This is a genomic window from Streptomyces sp. NPDC104106, assembly GCF_055584345.1.
In genome coordinates this window covers 172,594-196,734 of record NZ_JBVJMF010000010.1, presented here as the reverse complement: position 1 = coordinate 196,734, position 24,141 = coordinate 172,594, and the positions used below count along the sequence as shown (strand labels likewise).

The following is a 24,141-nucleotide window of genomic DNA, read 5'->3' as shown; positions in this document are numbered from 1 at the left end:
ATTGTCCCCGTCCGGTGTTGCCCGCCCGCGGACTGGCTCACGTCGGGCGGGCAACGCTTCGGTCTCTAGCTCTCTTAAGCCTGTCTGGACGTTGCTACTTGCTCAGTGCAGCCTCCAGGGCGAGAGCGTACCGTGTGGTACCCGTGTTGTTGGGGTGGAAGCTCTCCATGCTGACGCAGACCCAGGTGGTCGGGTCTGCCTTGACGGGGCAGGAGAAGTCCCCGGGACCAGTGGGAGCGGCAACGAAGTCGTTGATCCCCGGTGTTGATGATCCGCAGTCCTCATAGCCCTTGAATTGCGGTTCCGCGTCCTGGAAGACCACGGGGATCTTCTGGCCCTGGAGCGTGGCCACCGTGCTCGCGTCCTTCTGGGTGAAGTAGTCACCCCAGCTGTTGAGCTGGATCATCGCGGTGACGCCCACGACGGACGTGCACGCCGTGCTGGTGTCGAACAGGTGCGGATAGCCAAGCAGGACGATCTTCGCGTGCGGCGCCAGGTTGTGGATGTCCGATATCACCTGGCTTACCGCGGAGACCGTCGTGTCGATCTGGCCCTTGACCGTCGAGTCCGAAGGGCAGCCACCCCCGAGCGGAGGCACCAGGGTGCACGATTTCACGACATCGCTGAACCCTGCGTCGTTGCCGCCGATCGTGAGCGTCACCAACGTGGTGTTGTTGTCCAGGAATCCGGAGCTGAGCTGCTGAATCTCGTGGTACTCGCCGATGGTGCCCCAGTTCTTCGCCTGTCCCACCGCGGGATCCATTTCCCAGGAGTACGCACCGGAACACGCCACCGAATGGTAATCGAGGCTTGCGTCGCTGGAGTCCGCCAGCGTCCCGATCGTGCTTGTCCGGCCTGGCAGAACGGTCTGCCGAATCCAGGAGTTCTTACTCCTGCGGCAGGTGTTCCACGACCGTCCGGGAGAGGTCTGGGTGGACTGGTCGGCGTACGGACCGACATCGGTACCCGGCAGATAGGGCTCGGCCCCTTCTCCGGAGGAGTACGAGTCGCCCATCTGGACGACGAAGTCCTTCGGCTTCGCGGAGAGAGGCTGGAAAGCGACGGAGTCCCAGGCGATGTCGTCGTCGGCGGTCCCATCGGGGGTGTAGTTCGAGAGGCTGACGCCCTGGAAGTCGCCATTGGCCGTCGGGACGAAGTTGAACACCCCGAGGCTCACCCAGGTGTTGGCGTCAAGGTGCGTATTGATGACCCTGTTCTCGTCGGCGCCGGCGCCGGTGTGCACCGTGTAGATCGCTTGCTGGGTCTGCGCCCCGGTGTCAGGGATGTGCACCATGACGCGTGTCCAGGCGTTGAGCTGGTTGGACAGTTTCCAGGAGCCGACGATGGACATCGGTCCGGTGGCACCGTCGACGGCGGAGGACAGGCCCACGCCGGAGACCCCGGCGCTGTCGGCCCGGGTGTGGGCGTACCAGAAGTGCCCGCCCCAGCCGCCGCCGATCTGCTGAAGGTCCATGCGGGCCTCGTAGTGGCTGTCGGCGTCCGGCTGGAAGGAGAAGGAGAAGGCGCCGGCGTCACCGCTGACGCTCCCGCAGTCGGAGTAGGTGGGGGTGCCGTTGGGGACAGTGGTGACGATCTGTGCGCCGGAGGGCAGTCCGCCCGAGCATTGTGGTTGGCCGTAGAGGAGGTTGTAGCCGCGACCGGGTTCGGCGCGCAGGGCGTCGTACTTCAGGCTCTCGTGGCCGCAGCTGGTGGAGCAGTCCGATTTCCAGGTCGCGTTCTGCTGGTGCCACCAGTGCGGGACGTCGCAGGAGGAGCCCAGGTGCTGCGGCTCGCACTGCGGCGGGGAGGCGGTGTCGCAGGCGTTGGCGCCGGTGGAACAGAACGCTTCCAGCGGCGGCTTGACCATGATCCGGTCCTTCTCGGTGTCCCACCACGCGGGGCGGAAGCCCGCCGTGGAGTAGCCGGAGGCGCCCGGGCGGTCCTGATTCCCGTCGGTGTCGTAGGAGTAGCCGGTATCAATGGACTCGGTGGCCCAGCCCATCACCTTCTCCTCGTACGGCCAGTTCGCCGGGTGCGCGGCGTCGACGAACGAGGGCTTGTCGGTGACGTTCGTGGCCCCCGACTGCGCGCACATGACCCACCCGGACTCCTTGATGTTCCCGGGCAGCGTGCAGGTGATGTTGCCGTCGAGGAACGGACCGCGTGCGGGGTCATAGAGCGGGTTGGCGGGGTTGCTGTACCAGCCGAGTCCCCAGTTGCCGTTGGCGGAAGCCTGCGACGCCGGGTTCAGGCCCGAGTTGTAGTCCCACACGGCCGCGAACCAGTCCTCCAGGTGGGCCGGGTTGTCGTCGTTGACGGTGATGGTCTGGCCGGGCTGGTGGATTTCGTTCCACTTGGTGGCGAGGATGCCGGCGGCGGCGGCCACGTTGACCGTGTAGTCGACCGCCACCGCGCGCTGCAGGTTGGCGGGCAACTCCGTCTCGCCCGGCTTGGGGTGGGAGGGCAGGCGCATGCCGTCGGTGATCTGCCCGACCCCGTAACCGCAGTCGGACTTGGACCAGTCGATCGCCCAGTAGTCTGCGCCGCTGTTCCCGGGAGCCGAGGCGCGGCCGTAGAACCCGTTGAACGCGGCGAGCGGGCTGCTCATCTGACCCGGCACGGCGCCGGGCTCGGCCTGCCACAGGTTGGACTCCTGCGCCAGGATGCCGAGCAGCACCTGGGCGGGGATGCGCCCGCCGCCCGTCAACGAGGGGAGGAGGAAGAGGCTCTGCGGGTCCACGGTGCCCCCGCCCTCCTGGCTGCGCCACCCACCCTGAGCGAGCCATTGGGAGCTGAGGTCACCCCGGACCGCCATGTCCACCGCCCACTCGACCTGGTTCGGAGTGGGCTGGAGCGCGAGCGTGTTCGGGTCATTGCGCGGAACAGCGCACCAGCGGTCGGTGTCGATGGTGGAGTTCGACGTGGCGGTCGCGGGGCGCACCCTGGCCCCCGTCCGGGCTCGGCTTCCGCCATCGGAGAGAGCCGGGGACTCCGCCTTGCCCTGCGGAGCGGCGGCAGCGGAAGTGAGCGGCGCGACCTGCTCGGCGACCTGCTTTCCGGTGCCAGTAGCGGTCGCGGTCACGGTGATGAGCTGCGCCTGGTCCGGGCGCGGCGGCGTCGCGTGTGAGGACGGAGCGGGCTCGGTGCTGCCGCCGGAGTGGGACAGGTCCCGGCCGGCCCGCGCGATGTTCTCCGTTGCGGTGCGCACGGACGGGGTGAGCACCGGCTGCACAGCGAGGCGCCCCTCGGTGGACACGCTGTCATGGGCGTCGGCGTGCGGCAGGAGGCGCACCCCCCAGCCGCCGTGCCCAGAGGTGCTGCCGGTGGCGAAGACCCGCCCGTCGGTTCCGGCGTGCAGCGCCAGAGAGGTCAGCGGTCCGCCGGCGATGACGGCGGACTTCCCCGAGTGCAGGACGTGCGCGGTGGCAACGCCCCTGTGCTGGTCGAGGTAGGCGATGGCGTCCCGGTCGCCCGGAGTCAGGTCGTAGGCCGTGCCGGTGGTACGTGCCGAGACTGTGGTGTGCCCGGCCGCGTCGATGCGTACGATGCGACCGCTCTCGGCCGCCACCACCTGACCGTGGCCGCCGCTGGGCACAGCAGAGGTCACCTCGCCGGGCGCGGTGGCCCGGCCCACGATGTTCCCGCCGGTGTCGACGGTGGTGATCCGCGTGGCCGAAGTGCCGATGGCACTGAAAGCCGCCGTGTGCTCGGTGGTGTTGCAGCCGGGATCGAAGTACGCCAGCGTCGCGGTGAAAGGCAGCTTGACGACCCGTCCGGTATCCAGGTTCACGACGGCGGCGAACGCGCCCCTCTCCATCAGCTGCTCGCGGTTGGTGAACGAGCGCGGGGCGTACACCACTGCCGCGTGCGAGCGGTCCATCAGGCAGTCCTGGCCGATCCACGCGTCGGTGAAGCCGGGCTCGGCCAGCACCGCAGCCGTTCGCCACCGGTAGGCGTCCTTCGAATCGGCGAGAAGGACACGCAGGCCCGCCGTATCGGCGGCGGTGGTCACGGCCCGGTCGCTGCTGTTCTTCCAGCCCTGGCCCAGGGCATGGTCGGGGTCGGGAACACTGGTCGGGGTGTGGGGCGCAGGAGTGCCGGACTGGACAGCTGAGTGCTGCGATAACGAGGCAGCGGCAGGCGGAGCTGCGGCATGGGCGGGGGCGGTGAGCCCCAGCACCGGCACGGCCGCTGCGGCGAGCGCGGCGCAGGTGCGTCTGAGTGGTATCCGCATGCGCGGAGATCTCCTTCCGGTCGGTGTGTGCTAGGAAGGGCGCGGACTTCCGCTGTCCTGTGCCATGAACGGCTCGGAGCGGAAGGGCGCCCGGGTAGGGGAGTGGTCACGGAGCCACGGGGAAAGAAACGTCGGCAGGCCGGGGCGGACCCGGCTACTCGGCAGGCGCGAGAAGACCGAGGTGCCGTCGTCGGAGAGCCTTGCGAGAGGGCGGGCGCGAGTTCGGGGCGAGTCAGCCGGTGGTGGAGGCGAGGACGGTGCGTACGACGGCCTCGGCGGTCTCCGGCCGGTGTGAGTTCTTGGCCACGGTGGCCGCTACGGCCAGGTCGCCGTGGTAGGCGGTGAACCAGCCCCTGATGGGTTGGTCACTGTCGGCGAACTGGTCGGCGACACCTCCGAACGCGGCACCTTCGGCCCCGGAGGCATTGGCGTACGCACTGCCCGCAGTTCGTCCACGACACCGCTCGGCAGGGAGCGGTGGGTGCGGGCCGGTGCCTTACCGCTGATCTTCGGGGAGACGAACAGGGGTTGTCGGAAAAGGCCGCTCTGGGTGGTGGCGGTGACGGAGGCGAGGTTCAGCGTGTTGAGGCGGACCTCGCCCCGGCCGATGGCAGCGGCGGCCTTGTCGGCGTCGACGAGTTCGGGTACGGCGCCGTCGGCCGTGGTGAAACCGGTCTGCCAGTCAAGTCCCAGGCCGAATACGTCACGTGCTTCGGAGGCGAGGTCCTTGCCGGTGAGTGTGTCGGCCACCTGGATAAAGCCGGTGTCGCAGGCGTGGGTGAACACGTCGGTGAACGGGGCGTCCGGAGCGCTCCAGTTGTCGGGATTAGTGAAGGTCTGACCGTCGTAGGAGGCGCTGGCGGGGCAGCCGACCGGGGTGCTGGAGGTGACCGCGCCGAGGTCCAGGAGGCCTGCAGTGATGAGGAGTTCGAAGATCTGCCCTGGGGCCTGTACGCCCTCCAGCGTGGGGTCGGCTCCTGTGCCGGTGGTACGGGCAGCCTGTACGTCGCCGGTGCGGGGGCGGACGACGACCATGGATGCGCCTGGATACTTGGCGGCCGTCGTGTCCACAGCCTGCTGCACCTCGGCGTCCAGCCGCGTGAGGACGTGTGTGCTCTTTCTCCCGTTCAGGGTGGTTACGATGTGTCCGCCACCGCCACCGCCACCGCCACCGCCACCGCTGCCGCCTGCGGAGGAGAGATCCCACTCTCTCAGACGCATGAGCCCCCCTCATGTCAATGCATGGAGTGCGGAGGCAACTCGGTACCTGTGCCAAAGCGTTCCCCCGCCTTTGCGCGCGTTCACGCCGCCACCTGGCAACTGGTCTAGTCCATTTAGCGGAGCGCCTGATCATTAGACACGGCGCACACAGACTCCACAAGGTTTCTTTACAGCCGGTCGGCGACCAAATTTCCACCCACCTTTCGGACGGGTAATGGCCAATACTTCCTCGACGGGCTTGTTTTCATAGGGTAATGAAGTGAAAAGCCGTAATTTCAGAGGTTCCGTGAATCTGATGGCTGGACGCCGCAAGGTGAGTTTCGGCTTCTCCCGGCAGGTCGACTTGGTAGATCTTTCAACATGATCATGACATTGCTTGACTTCCGGCCGGGCGGGCGAAATGTTCATCGCGCTGGCAACGACTACGGGTTCGGCTGCTGCGACGGGGGCATCGCCCTGTCCGCCTCCCCATACCCACCGTCTGCTGTGGGCGACGCGAGTTGCCGACACTGCCCACCTGCGGGTTCGTGATCACGGGTCGAGTGTGGGCGTCGCTTTCCGACACCAACCTCCGAAGTGATCTTCGCGGTTCTAGAGTTGAGGCCATGGTTGATCAAGGGGGCACGGCGGCGGAGACGGATCATTCTGGGCGGCGCCGCCATGCGAGGCGTCGTTCGGGGGCCGCGTCCGGGGGCCTGATGCGCTCGTCCGCATTGATGGCGGCGGGCAGCGTGGTGTCGCGCGGAACGGGGATGTTCCGGTTGATGCTGCAGGCTGCCGCGCTGGGGACGGCGGCGGTCGGGGGCGCGTACAACACTGCGAACACTCTGCCAACCAGTCTCTACACGCTGTTGATCGGTGGTGCGCTGAACTCGGTGCTCGTGCCGCAGCTTGTCCGGGCGCGTACCGAGCATGCTGATGGCGGTCAGGCCCACGAGCAGCGGTTGGTCACCTTGGTGCTGAGCGTGCTTGCGGTCGGGACCGTCGTCGGCGTGGTCCTCGCTCCGGAGATCGTGAGCCTCTACATGCCGGACACGCCGGGCAATCACCAACTGTTCGAGTTGACGGTGGCCTTCGCCCGGTTCCTGCTGCCGCAGATCTTCTTCTACGGGCTCTTCTTCATGCTGGGCCAGGTCCTCAATGCCCGCGGCAGGTTCGGGGCGATGATGTGGACGCCGGTCCTGAACAACATCGTGCTGATCACCATGTTCGGCCTGTACCGGTGGCTCGTGCCGGCTCCCGGTGACGCCGGGTCCGTGACACCGGCCGAGGTGCGGCTGCTGGGGATCGGCACCACGATCGGGATTGCTCTGCAGGCGGTCTGCTTGATCCCTTATCTCGCCGAAACAGGGTTCAGGTGGCGCCCGCGCTTCGACTGGCGCGGTACGGGCCTGGGCAAGAGCGTGGCTGCGGCGCGCTGGACCCTGCTGTTCGTGGGGGTCAACCAGGTCGCCCTGACCGTGGTGACGCGCTACGCCAACGCGGCGGACGCGGTCGCGCAGGGGGCCGGTGCCGGCAACAGTGCCTACTTCTTCGCGCAGAACATCTGGATGCTCCCGCAAGGCATCATCACGGTCTCTCTGGTCACCGCGATGCTGCCGCGTATGAGCAGGGCGGTGGCTGAGCATCGCCTGGGAGACGTCCGCGAGGACCTGTCACGGGGCCTGCGGGTGACGGGTGTGGCGATCGTCCCGGCCGCCTTCTTCTTCCTGGCCTTCGGCCCGCAGATCGCCACGGTGATGTTCTCCTACAGCAGCAGCGGAGCGGACTCGGCACAGCCACTCGGCCAGATGCTGCAGGCCTTCGCGCTCGGCCTGGTCCCCTTCTCCGCCCAGTACCTGCTGCTGCGCGGCTTCTACGCGTTCGAGGACACCCGCACCCCCTTCTGGATGGCGGTCTGGATCTCCGGCCTCGACATCATCCTGGCCACTGGCTGCCACCTCTTCCTGCCCCCGCGCTGGGCCGTCACCGGCATGGCAGCCGCCTACGCAGCGTCCTACGCCGGCGGCCTGCTCGTCACCGGGCTCAAGCTGCGCCGCCGTTTGGAAGGCCGCCTGGACGGCAAACGGCTCGTGCCTACGTACGGGAAACTCACGGCTGCAGCGGGGGCCGCCGGCGCCGTCGGCTGGGCGGTGGCCCGCATCTGCTCCGGTGCCGTCCCTGCTCCGGTCGTCGGCTCTGTGCTGGCGCTGGCTGCCGGCGGTGTCACGATGCTGGTGCTGTTCGTGCTGCTGGCCCGCCTGCTCCGCGTCTCCGAACTGCGGAGACTGCCCGGCCTGGGCTGACCAGTCTCAGCCGCTCTCGATTCCAGCGAAGTGGTGACCACTCGATCCCTGACCGCCGGGACGGCATCGGATGTGCCGACTGGGCGAGCCCTTCATGTTCAGCCGTGGAAGGGTCGCCCGGCGGCTAGGACAAGGCGTACGCGCCTGAGGGCGTCAAGCTCGACGAGGGGGTTGCCGTCCACTACGAGGATGTCGGCGCGGTACCCCTCAGCCAGTCGTCCGGTGTCGGACCCGATGCCCAGCGCATGGGCCGCGTTGACGGTGGCCATGTCGATGATCTTCGGGAGGGGGATCCCCAGGTATTGGTAGAACTCCATGCTGTTGACGATCTTGTCGAAGACCGCCCGCGTCACGCCGGCGTCTGTACCGGCGATCATCGGGACATCCAAGTGCGCCATCCACCGCATCGACGTGAACAGTTCCTCTGCTCGGTCGTGACCGACCCGTTCGGCAAACGCTCGCCAGTTGGGGCTGGTGGCCGTGCAGACGTGGATCCCGGCGGCCTTGATCTTGGCAGCGAGATCCTCACGGAGGTCGAATCCGCCGTCCTCGGCCATCCAGGTGCAGTGCTCGATCGTGTTCACGCCTGCGGCCACGGCCGCCTCGATACCCTCGGTGCCATGCGCGTGGACAGCAACGGGCAGACCGGCGTTCTGGGCTTCCTCGACCACGATGCGGAGGTCGTCCTCGCTGAACTGGGACTGCCAGATCGCAGGCCCGCCACGGGTGAGTCCGCCGCCGGTGGCCATCACCTTGATGACGTCCGCTCCAGCCCGCACGTTACGTCGCACCATGGCACGGATGGCGTCTGCGCCCTCGACCTCACCGCCGAAGAACCAGCAGTGGCCCCCAGTTGAGGTCAGCGGTGTGGTGGCGGAGAGGACCCGCGGCCCAGGCAGGACTCCATCGGCGATCACGTCACGAAGGCGTACGGCAAGTCCGTTCCGGTCGCCCAGGTCACGCACCGTGGTCACTCCACTGCCAAGCAACTGGCGTGCCCGGTCGGCCATGCCGGCCATAAGCGTCTCGTCATCGCTGCCTTGCAAAGCAGCCACCGGGTCCGAACTCGCGTCGAAGGCAAGGTGGACGTGGGAGTCGATGAGCCCTGGCATCACCGTGGCGTCCGGGAAGGACTTCGTCGAAAGCCCTTCGATTGCCAGCCCCGCGAGCGTCTCGCGCGGGCCGACAGCGGCGATGGTGCTCGCGCGTACGAGCACGGCACCGTCCTCGATGTATTCGCCGCCAGGTCCGGTGAGCACCCGACCGGCCGTGATCAGCAGGTCCGTCATGAAGTCATTCCTATCCACGTGTCGCGAGTGCGTCGGAGAGGGCCACCAACTGGCGTGCGTCGGCGTCGAGGCTGTCCTCGCCTGGTAGAGCTACGGCAATGGCCTGGGTTGGCGCAGGCTCGCCTGCTGCTTGGGATCGCAGTGCCGACCGCAGGTGGCCGGCCAGGGCCTCGGGTGCTCCGGTCTGCACATCCTGGTGGGCCATGTAGGGGCTGGCCCTGACCAAGCCGTCCCGGCATTCGATGACTCGCCGGTAGTAGCGGCGGTGCACTCCGCGTACCGTCAGGTTTTCGCGCCACGCGCCGGCGGGCTCACGGTGTAGAGCGTCCTCCGGGAACGCTTCGTGCAGTAGCTGCCACAGCGGGCGAAGGCGCCGGTAGGTCCGGCGATGCTGGCGCCAGATCCGGAATCCCGCCAGACGCAGCATGACACCGGGATAGCTCAGGCCGACGACAAAGGCCGGCACGGCGAGCGCGAACAGCATTGCCACGCTGTGGTTCAGCCCTGCTGGGACGGCGCTGCCGTGCCAGGCGATCAGGTCCATCGCGATGCGGAGGGTGTTCGCCGCCGCCATGCTGACCAGCGAACTCGCGGTCATCCACAAGCCGATGGTTACGGGCTTCTGCGACATCCGGGCATAGCGGCCGGTCCACCAGGCTGTGGTCGCAAGCGCGTAGACGAGGTAGAGCTGGGCCGCGATGAAGAACACCGCGACCTGCGGAGTGTGTAGATCGGCAGTGCCATAGGGACGACCCCGTACTCCGGCTGGTGTGGCGATGGTGGCCAGCGTGATGACGATCACCGCCATCGCCAGCGGTACCGCTTCAAGGCGGGCACGCCGGCTTGCTCGTTGACGATCGGTCGCGGAGTGAAGGTAGAAGGAGAGCAGCCAGTAGACGGCGCCGAGGAGCAGCACGTTCGATGCCAGGCTGGCTGCGCCGGTGCCCGCTAGGGCGTTGAGTTCGTGGTTCTCAGCATGCAACCCGGTGGAGAACGAACCAGCCGTGCAGAGCAGACAGAAGGTGACCGCGCGCAGCGCACGGTCCTGTGGGGCCTGGAAGAGTTGGTAGACCTTCCAGAGCACAGCGAGAAGGAGGAGCGCGGCCGTCAGGTACATCGCGGAGTTCACAGCCACCCCCGCCGGTCGCCGAGGGCGGTCTGGACGCGCTGCATTGACGGATCGCTTGCCTGACGAGGAGTCACGCGGTCCAGAACGGAAGCCCATTCCAGGATGATCGTGGCCACCAGCTCTGCCTGGCGCTCGTGCGCCTCGTCGTACGACGTGCGCCGCAGTGCGCGGGTGACCATGCCCGGCGAAAGCTCGGGCATGGTTGTCTGCAGGAATGAGTCGTCGGTGTCGACACCCTGGTGATCAGCCATGATGTGGCCGACCTCGTGCAGGATTATGTGGTCCTGGTGGGTCTTGCTGGTCTCCTGTTGGTACAGGATGTAGTCGGCTGAATCCGTTGCGATCCATACCCCGAAGGGCCCAGGCATCGGAAGCGGATGGGCTACCAGTCGGATGGGGCGTCCTCGACGCTCGCCAAGCTGCTGGCAGAGCACCTCCACTCGCAATGGGGGCCGCACGTCCAAGGCCCGCAGTTCCCGCTTACAGCGGCGTCGAAGCTCTCGCTCCTTCACGAAGATCTCTCCTGCACAGATACGGCACGATCCTCCCCCTTCCTGCCTGACGGATAAATTTCGGTACTGATCAGTCGTTCATGGGATGGCGGCGCTCCGCCTGCTCCAGCTGATAGACCACGTCCAGGAGATCCATCACCTGTCTGCGACGTTCCGGCGACAGCTCGCCGGCGCGCATCGCCATCAGCTTCACATCACCAGTGCCGATGGCCTCGCTCACGCGGACCTGCTGCGCCTGCAGCGCCTCCAGCTTCCCCTCGACTTTGCTGGCCACCCCGTCGTCGACGAAGTAGGCAACGGGAACGCCGAAGAAGTCAGCCAGCGCCTGCAGGTGACTGATGGTCGGGTTGTCCTTTTTGCCCTTGCGTAGCTGCCAGATATAGCTCTGGGAGATGGTGGTGGCACCGCTCTTCCCGATCTCGGCGGCTACATGCTCGTTGCTGTACTCCTGCCCGCTGGGCGACCTGATGGTGTCGAAGAGATGGTTGATCTTCTCCGCCAGGGTGCGCCTCTCCTGCTCGCTCACGTGTCCTCCTTTCTGATCGATGGACCCGATCACTCTACCTGAGTGAAAACGCTGCCAGGTGCCGCATTCACCACAGTGGAGATCCTGCTACGCTCCCCCGCATGATTTCCACTGAGGTAGGAAGTGGTGGCGGTGAGGTCCTTCACGTCAGTGGATGTGGTCGGTGCTCGCGAGGCTGAGGGGGCCCCGGCATCAGTGCGTCCCCATCGGACTGCAAGGGGGCCCCAGCAGCCGGGGCCGACTGTTGGAAGACAGGTCCAGCTCGGAGAGAAATGGCTGGTGGGACCGGGTGGAACATCGCTGGACTGATGCCGCAGCGTGCTCATATGGTGCTGCTCCCGCAGAGGGCGGGAGCCAACCAGCGAAGGGGGGACCGATGACGTACCAACCGCCGTGATCGCCGAACCGGGGTGGAAATGAGACCGGCGCCCTGGAGCTACCAACTCCTGGACGCCGGGCCAGCACCCCGAGGGGCACCGATTCACATCTCGCGGGCGGCGGGGCTTTTGCACGAGAACCGCCGTACCGCGCTCCTACGAACAACGGAGTATCGCATGCTCGCCATGCCCAGCGGAACCCTGGCCTGCCCGGACACCGGCCGCCGGCACCGCCTCGCCGCTCAGCTCGCCGACATGATCCCCGGCGCGGCCACCATCCGCGTCAGTCTCACCGACCCGAAGCAGGCGTGGCCCCACCCGCACGCCATAGTCAAGGACGAGGCCGGGGAGACGATGCAGTTGGATCGGACGACCACCAGGGTCGCAGCCCGCTGGATCCTGCGAGTCTGGCCGCACGCGGACTGGACCCGGCCGCACACCTTCGACCTCGCCGACGCGACCTTCACCGTCAGCGACCTCGCCGCCGCCCGTCGGGGCCGCTGACATGGCACGGATCCGCACGATCAAGCCGGAACTGTTCATCAACGACCGGTGCAACGAGGTCTCGGTCACCGCGGTACTGACCTACATCGGTCTGCTTCCCCAGGCCGACGACCACGGTCGGCACCGGGACAACGCGGCCATCATCGGCGGAGTCATCTGGCCCATGCGTGCCGAGCACACCGCCGTACATGTCGAGGACGACCTCACCCAGCTCGCCATCGCTGGGCTGATCTGCCGGTACACCGGATGCGACGGCAGGCGGTACCTGCACATCGTCGGCTGGTTCGAGCACCAGAAGATCGACAAGCGGGGCCAGTCCCGGATGCCGGTCTGCACCGGCCACCACCCCGACCACCGATGCGGGCCATGCGAGGGCACCTGCACCAAGCGAACCGAGGAGTCGCCCACCCCTACCCGAGTGTTCGCCGAGGCTTCCCCGAGCACTCCCCGAGCCCTCGATCTGCCCGCGCCGCCCGCGTCGACGCCTCCCGCACAACGAAGCGAGGCCCCGACCGCTCAGCAGGAGGCACCCGTCGGTATCGCCGACGCCTCTGACAAGAGCAGCAAGAAAACCGCAGCTCATGCGGCATTCTCCGAGGAATCCCCGAAGCCTCCCCGAAACCTCGGAGAGGACTCGGCGCCTGGATCTAGGATCTTGGATCCTGGATCTTCTTTCCCTACGGGGCGCACAGCGCCCGCCGCCACCGTCTCGGCCAACGACCTGATCGGCGAGTACGTCGCCTCGTGCGACGAGCGCCCGCCCAGCGACGTGATCGGACACCTCGGCCGCATCGCCAAGAAGCTCCTCGGCGAGGGGATCGCCCCGGAGCACGTCCGCACCGGACTGCGGCGATTCGCGGAGATCCACGGCCACCCCAGCCGCCTGCCGAGCCTGGTCAACGACGCCATGAACGCACGGTCCGCTGGTTTGGTGCGGCCGGGATTCGGGCCTAACGTGCCCGCTCACCAGGCGTGGACCAACCCGGTCAATGCTGCCGCCGCCTACGCCGAGGAGCTGTGATGCGCACCCGTAACCGCGACCCGCAGACCCTCGGCAGCGAGGGCACCCTGGACCGGATGGCGCGCATCCTGGCCGCCCGCAACATCGACCCGGCCGCCGTCGCCGCGCTGGCCGACGAGCGGGAACCCTTCTCCCCGCTGGACGCCTTGTCCGCCGGAATGCCCCCGCGTTATCGGGGCGCGGTCGCCGACCACCCGAAGGTCCTGGCCTGGGCCAGGGACGTCGCACAGCAGGCCGTCGCCCCCAATCTGGGAGCCCGACGGCAAGTGACCACCGGCCCGAGCCTACTGATGGCCGGAGTGGTCGGCGCGGGCAAGACCCACCAGGCGTACGGCGCGGTCCGACGGCTGGTGCAGAGCGGCGTCGGCGTGCGGTGGCGCGCGACTACCGCCGCTGACCTGTACGCCGACCTTCGCCCTCGGCCCGGGACGGACAGTGAACGGGAACTGGCGGCCGTCAGCAGGTGCCCCCTGCTGATCATCGACGACCTCGGCGCGGCCAAGGCATCCGAGTGGGTCGAGGAAGTGACATACCGGCTGATCAACCGCCGGTACAACCACATGCTCCCGACGCTGATCACCACCAACCTGGCGATCAAGGACCTCCGGGCCTACCTCGGCGACCGTGTCACCTCCCGGCTCGCGCAGATGACCACGCGGGTCGAGTTCGAGTCGGTCGACCGCAGACGCAACCGTCCCGCCGCCTGACTCACCGCCGGGCCGCGCCTCCAGCGCGCCGCCCCATGCACCTCCCCACCCAGCGCACTCCTCCGCCGACGCCCCTGCGCGCGGAGAGCGATCGGAGCAATCCGCATGACCACCACGACGATCAGCCCTGCCCGCCACCGCTCGCTCGGTGACCACACCTGGCAGGACCAGGCCGTCTGCCAGAGCACCGAGTACAACCCGGTGGACCCCGAAATCTTCTTCCCCGAGCCCGACGAGACCACCAAGATCAGCGCCGCCAAGTCGCTGTGCGGCCAGTGCCCGGTCCGCCGCACCTGCCTGGACGCCGCCCTGGAAGGCGGCGACACCCACGGCATCCGGGGCGGGATGACCGGGGAGGAACGCGAGCCGCTGCACGCGAAGCTCGCCAACCGCCTCGACTACAGCAGGGTCAACGCCACCGTCGCCGGGCGTGACGTCCACCTCACCAAGGCCGAGCGTCGCGCGGTCGTCCGCGCCGCCTACCGTCACGGCCTCACGGAACAGCGCCTGGCCTGGCTTCTGAAGATCAGCGAGGAGCACGCCCAGAAGCTCTACCGGGAAACCCGCCGAGCCCTGCGCAACCGAGACCTGGGGCAGACCACGAAGACCACCTCACCCCCCGAGACCGACGGCGAGCGCCTGGGCCGCGACGACTTCGGGACGGCGGCGTGAACATCGCGAGCGCGCCGAGCACGGCGCACGTCACCAGGTGGGACCGCGCGGTCGTCATCGCCCTCGGCGGTGCCGGATGCGCCCTGTCGTACGACGCCCTGCAGCAGATGGCCGTCGCCATTCACGTCCGGGCTCTGCTGACCTTCCTCTTCCCCTTGGTGATCGACGGGTTCATCGCGTACGGCATCCGGGCCCTGCTGGTCCTGCGCGACGCACCGCTGCGCGCTCGGTTCTACGTCTGGACGCTCTTCGGCACGGCCACCGCAGCCAGCATCTGGGCCAACGCGCTGCACGCAGTCAGGCTCAACGAAGAGAACACCTCGGCCACGGGGCTGCGGCTCGGAGACACGGTGGTCGCGGTGCTGTCCACCATCGCCCCGCTGGCCCTGGCCGGAGCGGTGCACCTGTACATCCTCATCGCCCGGGGGCCGGTCAAGGACAGTGACCGAAGTGACCGCGATGACCTCGGTCAGACCGGTCACGCCGGGCAGCCCGAGCGCATCGCGGTCACTCGGACTGACCGGGCCGGTCAGCAGCAGCCGCAGCCCGGTCAGGTCAGCGCCGGACAGCCGGTCACCGCCCTGACCGACTGGCCCCGCCTGTCCCTGGACAAGCAGACCCCGGATGCCCGGACACTGACCGGGGACAGCGCCCCCGCGGACAGCAGCAGCCCGGACACCGGTCACCATGATCGGGAGTCCAAGGCCGCTGACCTGGGCGGGCAGCCGGACACCACCCCGGCGGTCAGTGACCGACAGGCCGTCGCCGAGCCGGTCACCGGTCACCCGGACAACCTCACGCCGGTCACCGACCGGCCGGTCACTCCGCCACCGGTCACTGACCGCGCCCCCCGGACAACCGGTGACCGGCGACCTGACCCGGACACCGAGGAACTGCTGGAGATCGCCCGGTCAGCGGTCAGGGCCGAGGACAAACTGACCCGCAAGGTGGTCGCCCAGGCGATCCGCGGTCAGCAGATCCCGCTGTCCAGCGACACGCTGACCGCCCTGATGGTCCAGCTCCGCAAGCAGCACGGACAGTCGGTCACCACCCCCCGGAACTGACCGCACACCCCATGGGGCGGGTGACCGAGCCGGACACCTCGGCCGCTCACCCGCCCCGGACCCCCACCCCACGACGTCCTCCCGTAAACCGGAGAGCACCGCCATGCGCACAAACCCCGCCACACCCGCCGAGGTGGACACCTGGCTGACCGTCCTGCACCAGCGCGGCCACCTCCACCGCGTCGAATCCGGTCCCGACAACACCTGGACCGTGCAACGATGGCCAGACAGCCGCCCCTGGACCCTGCACCACCCGGTCCTGGCCATGGACTGGATCGAGGACATCGTCCGCGACATCCGCCAGCAGGACGCGGAGACGGGCCGGTGACCGCCAACGACCCGGCGGCCACCAACTCCGGACCGCAGCGTGACCCCAACACGGCTCCTGGCGGAGCAAGTTGTCGCATACGACGGTCCTACGGCCCGTCGTATGCCCTTGCCCCCGCCCAGGGGCGCGGGGGAAGTCTGGCTGGTCCCCGAGCGAGGGCGCTCGGGGACCAGCCAGACTCCCGGCACCAGGGGGCGCCGGTCGTGGGAGGAGAAGCAGACGACCGCGCCCCGCGCGAGCAGCCGAGCCCGAGCCAACCTGCGTTCCCCGACCGCAAGCCGCGCCGACGCACCCGCAACCCGAGTCAGCGCACCCACAAGACGACCACGCGCCTGTCCGACACCGAGAAGACCGAGATCACCGCCGCCGCCAAGCAGCGCGCCGTCACCGTCGCCCGATTCCTTGCCGCCGCCGGCCTTGCCGTCGCCCGCGGTTCGACCACTGTGCACACCAACGAACAACTCGACACCGCCATCGACGAACTGGCCGCCCTGCGCACCGCCATCTCCCGTGTCGGCAACAACATCAACCAGATCGCCTTCGTCTACAACGCCGGAGGACAGCCTCGCCCCGGCGAACTCGACCACGCGTTGATGACCTTGACCCGCGTCCTGGCCCGCATCGACGACGCGGCCGACACGCTGGTGAAGAAGCGCCTCTGATGGTCCCCAAGATCCGACGCGGCTCGCGCACCCATGGCCTGCTCGTCTACCTGTACGGTCCCGGCAAGCGTGACGAGCACACCGCCCCCCACCTCGTTGGCAGTTGGGACGGCTTCGCCCCAGACCCCGGCCGTGACACCAGCCCCGATGCCGACCCCAAGGTCACCCTTGCCCGGCTCGCTGCCGCCCTGGACCTGCGGGTAAAGCAGGCAGGCGACAAGGCCCCCGCCGAGCATGTCTGGCACTGCTCGGTGCGTACCGACCCCGGCGACCGGACCTTGACCGATGACGAGTGGAACACTGTCGCTCGCCGCCTGGTCCACGCCGTCAACCTCGCCCCCGAGGGCGATCCGGACGGCTGCCGGTGGGTCGCGGTGCGCCACGCCGACGACCACATCCACATCCTGGCCACCATGGTCCGAGGCGATCTGCGACGCCCGAGGATGAACTACGACTTCAAGAAGGCCCAGGCCGAATGCCGCCGCATCGAACGGGAGATGGGCCTGCGCCGGCTCAAGCCCGGCGACGGCACCGGAGCCAAGACGCCCACCAGCGCCGAGCGCTTCAAAGCCGAGCGGACCGGCCGACCCGAGACACCGCGCGAGACGCTGCGCGAAGCCGTCCGCCAGGCCGTCGCCGGAGCCGCCAGCGAAGCCGAGTTCTTCACCCGCCTTCGCGAGGCAGGCCTGCGCGTCAAGCTCCGGCACGCCCCCTCCGGCGACGTCCTCGGATACACGGTCGCGCTGCCCGGCGACCGCAACCGCGACCGCGAGCCAGTCTGGTTCGCGGGCTCGACCCTGGCCCCCGACCTTTCCTATCCGAAGATCCAGCGCCGCCTTGCCGACGGAACCTCCGACGCGGTTACAACGCCGGAAGCCGACAGCGGCCGGTCGGACTGGTCGCCGCCCGCGCGGGGACGACGCACCGCGACCGGGATCGCCGAGCGCATCGCAGTCCTCCTGGACAGCGACGACGACGATGCCTCAGCCCAACTCATCGGAGTCGGCGAGCTCCTGGATGCGGTCGCCCAGACCTCTCCGGCCGCCACCCGTGCCGAACTTGGTGCCGCCGCTCGCTCCTTCGAACGCGCCACCCGCAGCCACGTCCGAGCCGAACGCGCCGACATTCGGGCGATCCGCTCGGCGGCCCGGGGCATCATCCAGGCCGGGAGCGCGCGCGGCCGAGGAGAAGACGGCGGCACCACCGCCATGCTCGTCTCCACCCTGGTCCTGGTGGCGCTGGCCGCAGCACGCTGGCACTCCGCACGCGGTCACGCCCAGCAGGCCGAAGCCTCCCGTCAGACCGCCGAGCACCTTCGCGCCGCCTACCGCCAGGCCGCCGCCGCACCCATGCAGGCCCTGCACGACCAGGGCCGAGCCTTGCCCGAAGCTCAGCGCCGCGCCTACGAGACCATCATCCGCGCCGCCCTGCCCGAGAACCACACCCGACCCGGCACGAACACGAAGAACGACGCCCTGGCCGCCACATTGGCCCAGGCCGAGCAGGCAGGCCACGACCCCAAGGCCCTCCTGCAGAAGGCCATCGCCATGCGCGAACTCGAGACGGCCGAGGACGTGAACGACGTCCTGGTCTGGCGATTGCGCCGCCTCGCCCAGCTCCCCGCCCACCCGGGCGAAGCCACTCGACGCCCGCAGGCCGGCACCGGCCGCGCCACGCCTCCCGCCAACCGGACCGGCGTCCGGACCGCACCCCCTGCCTCGCCGAGGCCCGCTGCACCGAACCCGCGCAGCCGCCCGCCGCACCGCTGACCAGCAGTCCGGCAGGCCCACCACCGGCCTGCCGGACTGCGCGAAACACCTGGACAACTGGCTCCACCGGCTGTTACGGATGAAGAGAAGGCCCTCGACCGGGAGATGACGCTCGTGCTCAGAACGACCGACCACCACGTAGAGCCGCCCCCGGTCCTGCCTGCCGCCCCCGCCGGAAGCGATCCGCTGCCGCAACACCAGTACGAGACGCAGCCGCCCAGCGGACCCGGCGCAATGCGCTGCCTCAGCCACCCGCCGGAGCTGTCCCTGCGCGGGATCCCTGTGATGTGCTCGGCCTGCCGGGCCCGGCGCGACTGGCTGCTCATCAACCACGGCCGCAACGTCTGGGTCCGATGCCGCTGCAGCAACCAGTGGCTCGAGCCCGAGATCAGCCGCGCCGACTTCGACGCCATGATCGCCATCCCGGATGGGACGACCTACCCCAGCGTCGAGCAGGGCCTGATCGCACTCGGCTTCGACGGCGCATTCGCCGGCACCTACCTGGACTAACTTCGCGCCTTCACGTGCAGAGGCGCCGCTCGGTAGATCCCTAGGGTCGCCTACCGCTCCACTCGTCGTGACACTTCCCGACCTGGTGCGCCCAGAAGTCCATCTGCGCCGTGCGGTTGGGTCCGACAGACAACCCCAGGCGCGTAGCGGACGCGTAGAAGCCGGGACCTGGACCGTTCGCCGGTTCGTCGTAGGTCACGAGCGCGCTGAGCAGAGGCAAGCCCTCGGCGTGACAAGCATCTCCGATCTCGCCCAGCATCTCGTGGAAGGCGTGCGACTGCGGGCCGTCCAGCTCGGGCGTGATGCGCACGAGACTCCCGTAGGAGATCAAGGATTGGTTGCGAGCAACTTTGACCAGCTCGGCTCTCAACTGCTCGCGGACGTCGTCCCAGTTATCGTCTTCAACTTCCCAGCGCGCCATGGCCCCTCCCCAGCTCGTCGGGGATGAGCGTACGCAACGCGCGGCTGGGCGAACGGCAAGGCCGCCCCTGCCTGATCGGCACGGGCGGCCTTCTGCGGTATCGGTCAGAGCTGGGCGTGACCGTTCGACAGGTCGATGGCGGCGGTCGCGACCGCGAGGGCGGCGCACAGGCCGAGTACCTCGTGGATGGTCGGGCGGACCAGGCGCGGCCAGTCGTCGGGGACGGCGGCCCAGGAGGCGAGATGTACCTCGCTGGTGGCCAGACCCAGGCGGGCCGTGACGTCCCAGCCTGCGAGGGAGGCTGGCTCCCAGTGCAGGCTGACGCGGCCGAAAGGGAGTCTCGGGGTGTCGGTGGCGTGCCACGCGACGTCGAGCGGCCCGTCGGGCTGGGCGGAGACGCGCTGGACCAGCGCGCCGCGTACGCCGCTCGGTATGGGCCGGAGAGCGAGGGCCTGCAGCGGAAGGAGGGGGACAGGAAAGGGGCGCGGTGAGATGGGGGCCTCCGGTGCGGGGCGGCGGGACTGGGTCAGGCCCAGGCGAGGGCTTCGCGGACAGCTGCCGAGAGGTAGCCCTCCTGGCCGTCCTCGGCGATGAACGCCATGCCGTCGCCCACGACGACGTCGGTGCCGAGGTAGTGCGCGAAGGGCCAGTCGGGGTTGACGGCCAGGCGGATCGGCAGGTCGGGGTCGAGGTTCTGAAGTTGGCGGAGCAGGTGGCCGACGGTCAGGTAGTGGGGCACGGGAACCTCCGAGAGCGGGATGGACGGGTGAAGCGGTGTTGGTGGTGGAGCGTCAGCGGGCGTCGAGGTGGAGCAGGTCGCGCAAGACCTTCGGGCCGGTCGGGTCCGGCGTGGGGTGGCTGGCGAGCGGCCGCCTGCGGGACTCGTTGACGTAGCCCTTGCCGGGATTCTTCATCTGTCAGTCGCCGCACGAGCAGATGGCCTGGGTGTAGGCGCGGCCGGGGCAGTCGGGGTGGAGCGGCTTGCCGGAGGTGGTGTGCTTGTGCTCGGCCGGGCAGTCGGTGCCGTCGGCGTGGTGGCTGGTCAGCGGCGCGCGGTGGGTCAAGGAGTGTTCCTCTCGCTTTGGTCGGTGCCGGTCAGCCCGGCGTGCGAGCCGACCGGCGGCGGGGCGGTGCGTGCGGCGGTCCGGAGGGAGAGCGGCTGCCGCGCGGTTCAGCGGCTGGGGTTGGCTATGAGCGCGGCGAGGAAACCGGCCACCGTCTCGGAGGGGGTGTAGGGGCCGAACTCTTGGACCCAGGGCTCGGCGTCGGCGGGGATGACCCGGACCTGCCAGACGGTGCCGCGCTTCCAGGCGGCGGTGTCCTCGGGGAGCCAGCCGACGTAGACGCGGCCGTCCGGGCTGGTGCAGTGCACGTTGGCCTCCGGGGTGTCAACGATTGCCCAGCCGAGTGCGCCGAGCAGTTCCAGCACCGGGCCCGCGCAGTGGTTGCTGGAGAGCCAGGCGCGTTCCTCCGCGGCGGGGCGGACGACAGCGGGCAGGAGGGTGCTGGAGGCGTTCACGAGTGGACGTTCCCTTCGTTGACCTGCGATTTTCCCGACGTCCGTACGTTGACATGCGGTGTGCCGAAGTACGTAGTCGTTTCCGGGAAGGTGCTGTCTGCCGAGGGCGAACTGGCCGCAGAGGGTGAGAGACCGGCGGGCCGGGGAATGGATCGGCCCGGCCGGTTGTCGTCACTCGGTTGCGGCGCAAGGCCGCACAGAGCCGAAGGGGCAGCAGGCGTGGGGGAGTCGAGTAGACACTGGGGCGGTGCCGGGCTGGAGCGCAAGATCCGTGGCGCGGGGCGGCCGTGCACGGTAGGCGATATCGCGATGGTGGCCGACAGCCAGTGGGCCGTGGGCACCCAGGCCGAGAGACAGCGTGACGGGGAAGCCGTGGTGGAGCGCCGGATCGCGGACGGGCGGCGCGTCGAGCTGACGTTGGCGGAGCTGGCCCGTGCGATGGGCTCCCGGTTCGGGGAGACCCATCGCAACGAAGACGCGGACTGACCGGTTACCGTCGGGGGCCCGGTCACGGCCACCGTCGCGCCGTCGCTCAGCGCCCAGGGGTTCTCGACGCCGAACTCCTCGGCGACCAAGTGCGCGCCGGGCCGCTTCGCCATGTCATGGGGTTCATTCGGCCGTCTCCATCCGGGCGAGAAGGGAGCGCACCAGCGTGGGCAGGCTGTCGGGGCCCTCGCCGATCCAGACGTGATCGGTTGCCTCGCCGAGGACGTACGCGGCGTCTTCGAGCAGGCCGCTGGAGATCTCCATGCAGGCGTCGGTGATTCGGGAGGCGGCGAGCAGGGACCGCGAGAGCACCTCGACGTAGTCGCCGGGGCTGAGGCCGGCAGCCTCAGCGGCTGTGCGGATGGCGGCCAGCTCCAGCGCGCTGAACGCGAAGTCGACCTCATCGTCCTGCTCCGTCGGCGAGGGGGCGACGAAGGCCGGGTCCGGCGGCTCGGCGGGGATGCCGACACGCGTGCAGATCTGGTCCACGGAGGTGGTCAGCTCGGCAAGAGACTCGGTGAGCCAGCCGAGCGCGGAAGCGTACGACGCCAGGGTGAACAGACCGGCGGGGGTGGAAGGAAGCGGCTCCTCGACGACGAACCCTTCGAGCCGGTCGTTCAGCTCGCAGACCACCTGGGGGCCGGCGGACAGCGCGCCGAGAACGGGATGAAGGTAGGAGCGGCTGGCGGAGGTGGGGTACTCGGTCGTCAGGACCCCGGAGACGCTCTGCGCGGCGTCAGTGAGCAGCCCGGCCAGTTCGGTGCGGGCCAGGGGAGTACGGTCGGCGGTCATCGCATGGGGGCCTTTCGGGAGACGGCGGGCGCGGTGGGGCCGGCGGCCGCCGGTGCGGTGGCCGGGAGGGGCGCGGTCGGGTCGAGCGCGTGGGGGGATCGGGACCGGGCTGCCTGGACTCGGGCCTCGGCCGCCGTGTCGGTGTCGGCGGGCCGGTTGAGGCCGGTGCGGTTGGTGCGGAGCTGGGCTGTGCGGTAGACCGCGTAGTCCTCCCGGGCACCGGCCGCGACGAGGTAGATCTCGCGTTTGTGGGTCGAGGTGGGCGGGGCCGGGCGGAACTGGATGACCATCCGGTAGGAGACGGCCGGGTCGACGTAGACCTTGTGGAAGCCCGCGAGGCGGCCGGTCAGCGGCAGGCAGTCGTCGCTGCCGTGGACCAGGTTCTGCAGTTCCAGCAGTGCCAGGTCGCGGATTTCGTTGGGGAGTTGGCGCAGGTCCGCGATGGCATCCGGGTGGGCGGCGAAGGCGAAGCGGGCGCGGCTCACCTCGGCCTCCGAGGGTTCGGGCGCTTGGCCGTTCCTGTTGACGGCGCGTTGCCCGTGTCGAGGCCGGCTTTCGGGATCGCGGAGATACCCGCTGACCGGGTGAGGGCGGCGCGCGTCAGCCGGGCGGCGGCCTCACCGCGGTAATCCGGCGGCTGCGGCATCGGACTGCTGCGGTCTTCCAGCCAGTGCCGGGCGGCGGCCTCATCGGCGAAGGCGCCCTCGCGCATCGTGTACGTGTGGGCGTCGTGGTTCGCCTCTTCGAGGAAGACACGAATCGGTGCCTGAGCGGCGCTGGAGTCACGGGTCAACGTCCACGTCTCGCACGGGGCGAAGTCCGAGGTCCAGCTGTCGAGGACCTCGTAGCGAGAGCCTGACTCCCGAATCTGCTGCTCGATCCAGAGGGTGAGATCGTCGGCGGGCTTCATGGAGTCCCCGCCGGCCTGGGCGATTCGCTCGGGCGGGCAGCCACGCTCGATCAGCCAGTTCTGGGCGAAGGCCAGACCGGCGTGGTTCGCGGTCTCGAAGGTGAACGTGCGCTCGCGCAGATCCCGCGTGATCTTGATGGCAACGAGCTGTGGTTCACCGGGGACGCCCCAGGTCATCGACCCGTAGTGGGCGACGAAATAGCTGTGCGCCCCCTCCGGGGTGGTGTGGTGCTCGGCCAGCAAGGTCAGGTCTCCGGCCCAGAGACTGCTCTCGGCGAGTTCGGAGGCGGCGTCGGCAGGCGCGAAATCGTCAAGGCGGAAGTCGAGTTCGGCGGTCACTGGGTGGCTCCCGCCAACTCGGGCGCCGGGGTGGCCAGCACACGGTGGTTGCGCCGGGTCGGACTCGTCGTGCATGCGGCGAAGGGGCCGTCAGGGGCACGGAGATGAACCAGGGCCTGGTCAAGGTGGTCGCGGTGCCACGTCGAGGGACCGGAAAGGCCTGCTTCGGCGTCAGTGAGCTGCTGCCAGGCGAGCCAGAGCGCGTGCAGCCGGGCAACGGCCTCCGGGTGCTCGTGCCACCGGTCGCACCACGGCCGGGTAGTGCTGATCTCCCGTCCGTAGACGGGCAGGAACAGGTAGTTCACCCAGTCGCTGAGCGCGGCCAGTTCGACGACGTATGCCTCGCCGCCCAAGGCCTGGATGAACACCGAGGCCGGGACGTCGGCCTTGTCGGCACCGGCCGTGTCTGCGGTGGAGTTGTCCGCGGTGGGCTGAGGGGTGGAGACGGGCTCGGAGCCGAGGCGGTCGAGGATGACGCCATGCTGGCGTACCTCCGCCATGGTCTTGGCGAGGGTGCTGGCGAGATCGTCGAGATCGCCGTCAGGAATGCGGAACGGCTCGGGCTCGGGGGTGGCCTTGCTGGGGTCGGACATAGCGGATCCAAGGGAGTGAGCGAGCAGGGCGGGGGCGAAGTGCGGCGCGCTCTTCTGGAGGTCACGGCGGTGCTCCCTTCGCAGGTCGGCATGGGCAAGAGGGTGCGGAGATTCCGCGATTTGGTGCGGCCGGGAAAACCGGATAGGGGCGCTACGGCGCGGTACAGCGGGGGCAGCGCGGGAAGGGTGGTGCCAGCAACTGCAAGGCTTGGGTGGCCTGTTGGGGGACCACGCCATTGCCGAGCGCGGTGAGCTGAGCCGGTCGGCCGAG

General features: G+C 69.0%; 26 protein-coding genes. 11 read left to right on the top strand and 15 right to left on the bottom strand.

Translation table 11 applies throughout. The annotated features are described in order from the left end of the window. Window positions 1-94: 94 nt before the first annotated feature. Together ACZ60X_RS24275 and ACZ60X_RS24270 are read right to left on the bottom strand one after the other, a co-directional pair. Window positions 95-4,234 carry an SGNH/GDSL hydrolase family protein gene (locus ACZ60X_RS24275; RefSeq protein WP_469602071.1) on the bottom strand — a complete coding sequence of 1,380 codons (4,140 nt, stop codon included), beginning with the start codon at window positions 4,232-4,234 and terminating at the stop codon, window positions 95-97. 315 nt (window positions 4,235-4,549) lie between these two features. Continuing rightward, complete coding sequence (locus ACZ60X_RS24270) at window positions 4,550-5,305, bottom strand: penicillin-binding transpeptidase domain-containing protein (RefSeq protein ID WP_469602069.1); 756 nt, start codon at window positions 5,303-5,305, stop codon at window positions 4,550-4,552. 755 nt (window positions 5,306-6,060) lie between these two features. Here ACZ60X_RS24270 and murJ point away from each other — a divergent pair. Continuing rightward, window positions 6,061-7,740 carry a murein biosynthesis integral membrane protein MurJ gene (murJ, locus tag ACZ60X_RS24265; RefSeq protein WP_469602394.1) on the top strand — a complete coding sequence of 560 codons (1,680 nt, stop codon included), beginning with the start codon at window positions 6,061-6,063 and terminating at the stop codon, window positions 7,738-7,740. 98 nt (window positions 7,741-7,838) lie between these two features. On the opposite strand, the gene ACZ60X_RS24260 is transcribed toward murJ, so the two are convergent. The 4 genes from ACZ60X_RS24260 to ACZ60X_RS24245 form a co-directional block, all read right to left on the bottom strand. After that, window positions 7,839-9,029 carry an amidohydrolase family protein gene (locus tag ACZ60X_RS24260; RefSeq protein ID WP_469602066.1) on the bottom strand — a complete coding sequence of 397 codons (1,191 nt, stop codon included), beginning with the start codon at window positions 9,027-9,029 and terminating at the stop codon, window positions 7,839-7,841. A 10-nt stretch (window positions 9,030-9,039) separates the two neighbouring features. Then, entirely contained in the window at window positions 9,040-10,158 is a 1,119-nt protein-coding gene (locus ACZ60X_RS24255) for an MAB_1171c family putative transporter (RefSeq protein WP_469602063.1), read from the bottom strand. Continuing rightward, window positions 10,155-10,670: a hypothetical protein gene (locus ACZ60X_RS24250; RefSeq protein ID WP_469602061.1), complete on the bottom strand. Its 516-nt coding sequence runs from the start codon at window positions 10,668-10,670 to the stop codon at window positions 10,155-10,157. The genes ACZ60X_RS24255 and ACZ60X_RS24250 overlap by 4 nt, the downstream gene beginning before the upstream one ends. Window positions 10,671-10,740: 70 nt before the next feature. After that, complete coding sequence (locus tag ACZ60X_RS24245) at window positions 10,741-11,196, bottom strand: helix-turn-helix domain-containing protein (RefSeq protein ID WP_469602058.1); 456 nt, start codon at window positions 11,194-11,196, stop codon at window positions 10,741-10,743. A gap of 554 nt (window positions 11,197-11,750) precedes the next feature. Here ACZ60X_RS24245 and ACZ60X_RS24240 point away from each other — a divergent pair. The 9 genes from ACZ60X_RS24240 to ACZ60X_RS24200 all read left to right on the top strand — a co-directional run bounded on the left by ACZ60X_RS24240 (window position 11,751) and on the right by ACZ60X_RS24200 (window position 18,810). Then, a complete protein-coding gene (locus tag ACZ60X_RS24240; protein WP_469602055.1) occupies window positions 11,751-12,077 on the top strand; it encodes a transcriptional regulator in 327 nt (108 codons plus the stop codon). A 1-nt stretch (window position 12,078) separates the two neighbouring features. After that, window positions 12,079-13,098 carry a hypothetical protein gene (locus tag ACZ60X_RS24235; protein ID WP_469602052.1) on the top strand — a complete coding sequence of 340 codons (1,020 nt, stop codon included), beginning with the start codon at window positions 12,079-12,081 and terminating at the stop codon, window positions 13,096-13,098. After that, window positions 13,098-13,805 (top strand): ATP-binding protein, encoded by a 708-nt coding sequence (locus ACZ60X_RS24230; RefSeq protein ID WP_469602050.1) that lies wholly within the window; start codon window positions 13,098-13,100, stop codon window positions 13,803-13,805. The genes ACZ60X_RS24235 and ACZ60X_RS24230 overlap by 1 nt, the downstream gene beginning before the upstream one ends. 105 nt (window positions 13,806-13,910) lie before the next feature. Beyond that, window positions 13,911-14,477, top strand: a complete 567-nt coding sequence (locus ACZ60X_RS24225; protein WP_469602048.1) for a WhiB family transcriptional regulator — start codon at window positions 13,911-13,913, stop codon at window positions 14,475-14,477. Then, a complete protein-coding gene (locus tag ACZ60X_RS24220; protein ID WP_469602045.1) occupies window positions 14,474-15,541 on the top strand; it encodes a DUF2637 domain-containing protein in 1,068 nt (355 codons plus the stop codon). Before ACZ60X_RS24225 ends, ACZ60X_RS24220 begins: the two co-directional genes overlap by 4 nt. 103 nt (window positions 15,542-15,644) lie before the next feature. Beyond that, window positions 15,645-15,869, top strand: coding sequence for a hypothetical protein (locus ACZ60X_RS24215; protein ID WP_469602043.1), 225 nt, complete (start codon window positions 15,645-15,647; stop codon window positions 15,867-15,869). Window positions 15,870-16,072: 203 nt separating this feature from the next. Beyond that, complete coding sequence (locus ACZ60X_RS24210) at window positions 16,073-16,531, top strand: plasmid mobilization protein (RefSeq protein ID WP_469602040.1); 459 nt, start codon at window positions 16,073-16,075, stop codon at window positions 16,529-16,531. Continuing rightward, on the top strand, window positions 16,531-18,300 hold the full coding sequence (locus ACZ60X_RS24205; RefSeq protein ID WP_469602037.1) for a relaxase/mobilization nuclease domain-containing protein: 1,770 nt from the start codon (window positions 16,531-16,533) through the stop codon (window positions 18,298-18,300). Before ACZ60X_RS24210 ends, ACZ60X_RS24205 begins: the two co-directional genes overlap by 1 nt. Before the next feature lie 105 nt (window positions 18,301-18,405). Beyond that, window positions 18,406-18,810 (top strand): hypothetical protein, encoded by a 405-nt coding sequence (locus tag ACZ60X_RS24200; protein ID WP_469602034.1) that lies wholly within the window; start codon window positions 18,406-18,408, stop codon window positions 18,808-18,810. A gap of 40 nt (window positions 18,811-18,850) precedes the next feature. Here the strand turns inward: ACZ60X_RS24200 and ACZ60X_RS24195 are convergent, their stop codons facing one another. From ACZ60X_RS24195 to ACZ60X_RS24175, 5 genes are all read right to left on the bottom strand, one after another. Next, on the bottom strand, window positions 18,851-19,231 hold the full coding sequence (locus ACZ60X_RS24195; RefSeq protein ID WP_469602032.1) for a hypothetical protein: 381 nt from the start codon (window positions 19,229-19,231) through the stop codon (window positions 18,851-18,853). A 526-nt stretch (window positions 19,232-19,757) separates the two neighbouring features. Beyond that, entirely contained in the window at window positions 19,758-19,970 is a 213-nt protein-coding gene (locus ACZ60X_RS24190; RefSeq protein ID WP_469602030.1) for a hypothetical protein, read from the bottom strand. A 52-nt stretch (window positions 19,971-20,022) separates the two neighbouring features. After that, a complete protein-coding gene (locus tag ACZ60X_RS24185) occupies window positions 20,023-20,145 on the bottom strand; it encodes a hypothetical protein (RefSeq protein ID WP_469602027.1) in 123 nt (40 codons plus the stop codon). Between the two features lie 3 nt (window positions 20,146-20,148). After that, the gene (locus tag ACZ60X_RS24180; RefSeq protein WP_469602024.1) at window positions 20,149-20,295 is read right to left on the bottom strand and encodes a hypothetical protein; all 147 of its coding nucleotides are present in this window, start codon (window positions 20,293-20,295) and stop codon (window positions 20,149-20,151) included. 107 nt (window positions 20,296-20,402) lie between these two features. Continuing rightward, the gene (locus tag ACZ60X_RS24175) at window positions 20,403-20,750 is read right to left on the bottom strand and encodes an SPDY domain-containing protein (RefSeq protein WP_469602021.1); all 348 of its coding nucleotides are present in this window, start codon (window positions 20,748-20,750) and stop codon (window positions 20,403-20,405) included. A gap of 309 nt (window positions 20,751-21,059) precedes the next feature. Here ACZ60X_RS24175 and ACZ60X_RS24170 point away from each other — a divergent pair, with 309 nt between their 5' ends. Further along, window positions 21,060-21,236 carry a hypothetical protein gene (locus ACZ60X_RS24170; RefSeq protein WP_469602019.1) on the top strand — a complete coding sequence of 59 codons (177 nt, stop codon included), beginning with the start codon at window positions 21,060-21,062 and terminating at the stop codon, window positions 21,234-21,236. 123 nt (window positions 21,237-21,359) lie between these two features. Here ACZ60X_RS24170 and ACZ60X_RS24165 read toward each other — a convergent pair whose 3' ends face one another. The 4 genes from ACZ60X_RS24165 to ACZ60X_RS24150 are packed head-to-tail and all read right to left on the bottom strand — an operon-like array spanning window position 21,360 to window position 23,870. After that, window positions 21,360-22,028, bottom strand: coding sequence for a hypothetical protein (locus ACZ60X_RS24165; protein ID WP_469602016.1), 669 nt, complete (start codon window positions 22,026-22,028; stop codon window positions 21,360-21,362). Beyond that, the gene (locus tag ACZ60X_RS24160) at window positions 22,025-22,513 is read right to left on the bottom strand and encodes a hypothetical protein (RefSeq protein WP_469602012.1); all 489 of its coding nucleotides are present in this window, start codon (window positions 22,511-22,513) and stop codon (window positions 22,025-22,027) included. Before ACZ60X_RS24160 ends, ACZ60X_RS24165 begins: the two co-directional genes overlap by 4 nt. Further along, the gene (locus tag ACZ60X_RS24155) at window positions 22,510-23,277 is read right to left on the bottom strand and encodes a glycosyl hydrolase (RefSeq protein ID WP_469602009.1); all 768 of its coding nucleotides are present in this window, start codon (window positions 23,275-23,277) and stop codon (window positions 22,510-22,512) included. The genes ACZ60X_RS24160 and ACZ60X_RS24155 overlap by 4 nt, the downstream gene beginning before the upstream one ends. After that, window positions 23,274-23,870 (bottom strand): DUF4913 domain-containing protein, encoded by a 597-nt coding sequence (locus tag ACZ60X_RS24150; protein ID WP_469602006.1) that lies wholly within the window; start codon window positions 23,868-23,870, stop codon window positions 23,274-23,276. Before ACZ60X_RS24150 ends, ACZ60X_RS24155 begins: the two co-directional genes overlap by 4 nt. Window positions 23,871-24,141 lie beyond the last annotated feature (271 nt).

What these genes read in the sequence shown, in the direction of transcription:
- ACZ60X_RS24275 (WP_469602071.1), bottom strand. Translation starts at nt 4,234, where the DNA reads ATGCGGATACCACTCAGACGCACCTGCGCCGCGCTCGCCGCAGCGGCC.
- murJ (WP_469602394.1), top strand. Translation starts at nt 6,061, where the DNA reads ATGGTTGATCAAGGGGGCACGGCGGCGGAGACGGATCATTCTGGGCGG.
- ACZ60X_RS24260 (WP_469602066.1), bottom strand. Translation starts at nt 9,029, where the DNA reads ATGACGGACCTGCTGATCACGGCCGGTCGGGTGCTCACCGGACCTGGC.
- ACZ60X_RS24240 (WP_469602055.1), top strand. Translation starts at nt 11,751, where the DNA reads ATGCTCGCCATGCCCAGCGGAACCCTGGCCTGCCCGGACACCGGCCGC.
- ACZ60X_RS24235 (WP_469602052.1), top strand. Translation starts at nt 12,079, where the DNA reads ATGGCACGGATCCGCACGATCAAGCCGGAACTGTTCATCAACGACCGG.
- ACZ60X_RS24230 (WP_469602050.1), top strand. Translation starts at nt 13,098, where the DNA reads ATGCGCACCCGTAACCGCGACCCGCAGACCCTCGGCAGCGAGGGCACC.
- ACZ60X_RS24225 (WP_469602048.1), top strand. Translation starts at nt 13,911, where the DNA reads ATGACCACCACGACGATCAGCCCTGCCCGCCACCGCTCGCTCGGTGAC.
- ACZ60X_RS24215 (WP_469602043.1), top strand. Translation starts at nt 15,645, where the DNA reads ATGCGCACAAACCCCGCCACACCCGCCGAGGTGGACACCTGGCTGACC.
- ACZ60X_RS24205 (WP_469602037.1), top strand. Translation starts at nt 16,531, where the DNA reads ATGGTCCCCAAGATCCGACGCGGCTCGCGCACCCATGGCCTGCTCGTC.
- ACZ60X_RS24200 (WP_469602034.1), top strand. Translation starts at nt 18,406, where the DNA reads ATGACGCTCGTGCTCAGAACGACCGACCACCACGTAGAGCCGCCCCCG.
- ACZ60X_RS24195 (WP_469602032.1), bottom strand. Translation starts at nt 19,231, where the DNA reads ATGGCGCGCTGGGAAGTTGAAGACGATAACTGGGACGACGTCCGCGAG.
- ACZ60X_RS24185 (WP_469602027.1), bottom strand. Translation starts at nt 20,145, where the DNA reads ATGAAGAATCCCGGCAAGGGCTACGTCAACGAGTCCCGCAGGCGGCCG.
- ACZ60X_RS24170 (WP_469602019.1), top strand. Translation starts at nt 21,060, where the DNA reads ATGGTGGCCGACAGCCAGTGGGCCGTGGGCACCCAGGCCGAGAGACAG.
- ACZ60X_RS24165 (WP_469602016.1), bottom strand. Translation starts at nt 22,028, where the DNA reads ATGACCGCCGACCGTACTCCCCTGGCCCGCACCGAACTGGCCGGGCTG.
- ACZ60X_RS24150 (WP_469602006.1), bottom strand. Translation starts at nt 23,870, where the DNA reads ATGTCCGACCCCAGCAAGGCCACCCCCGAGCCCGAGCCGTTCCGCATT.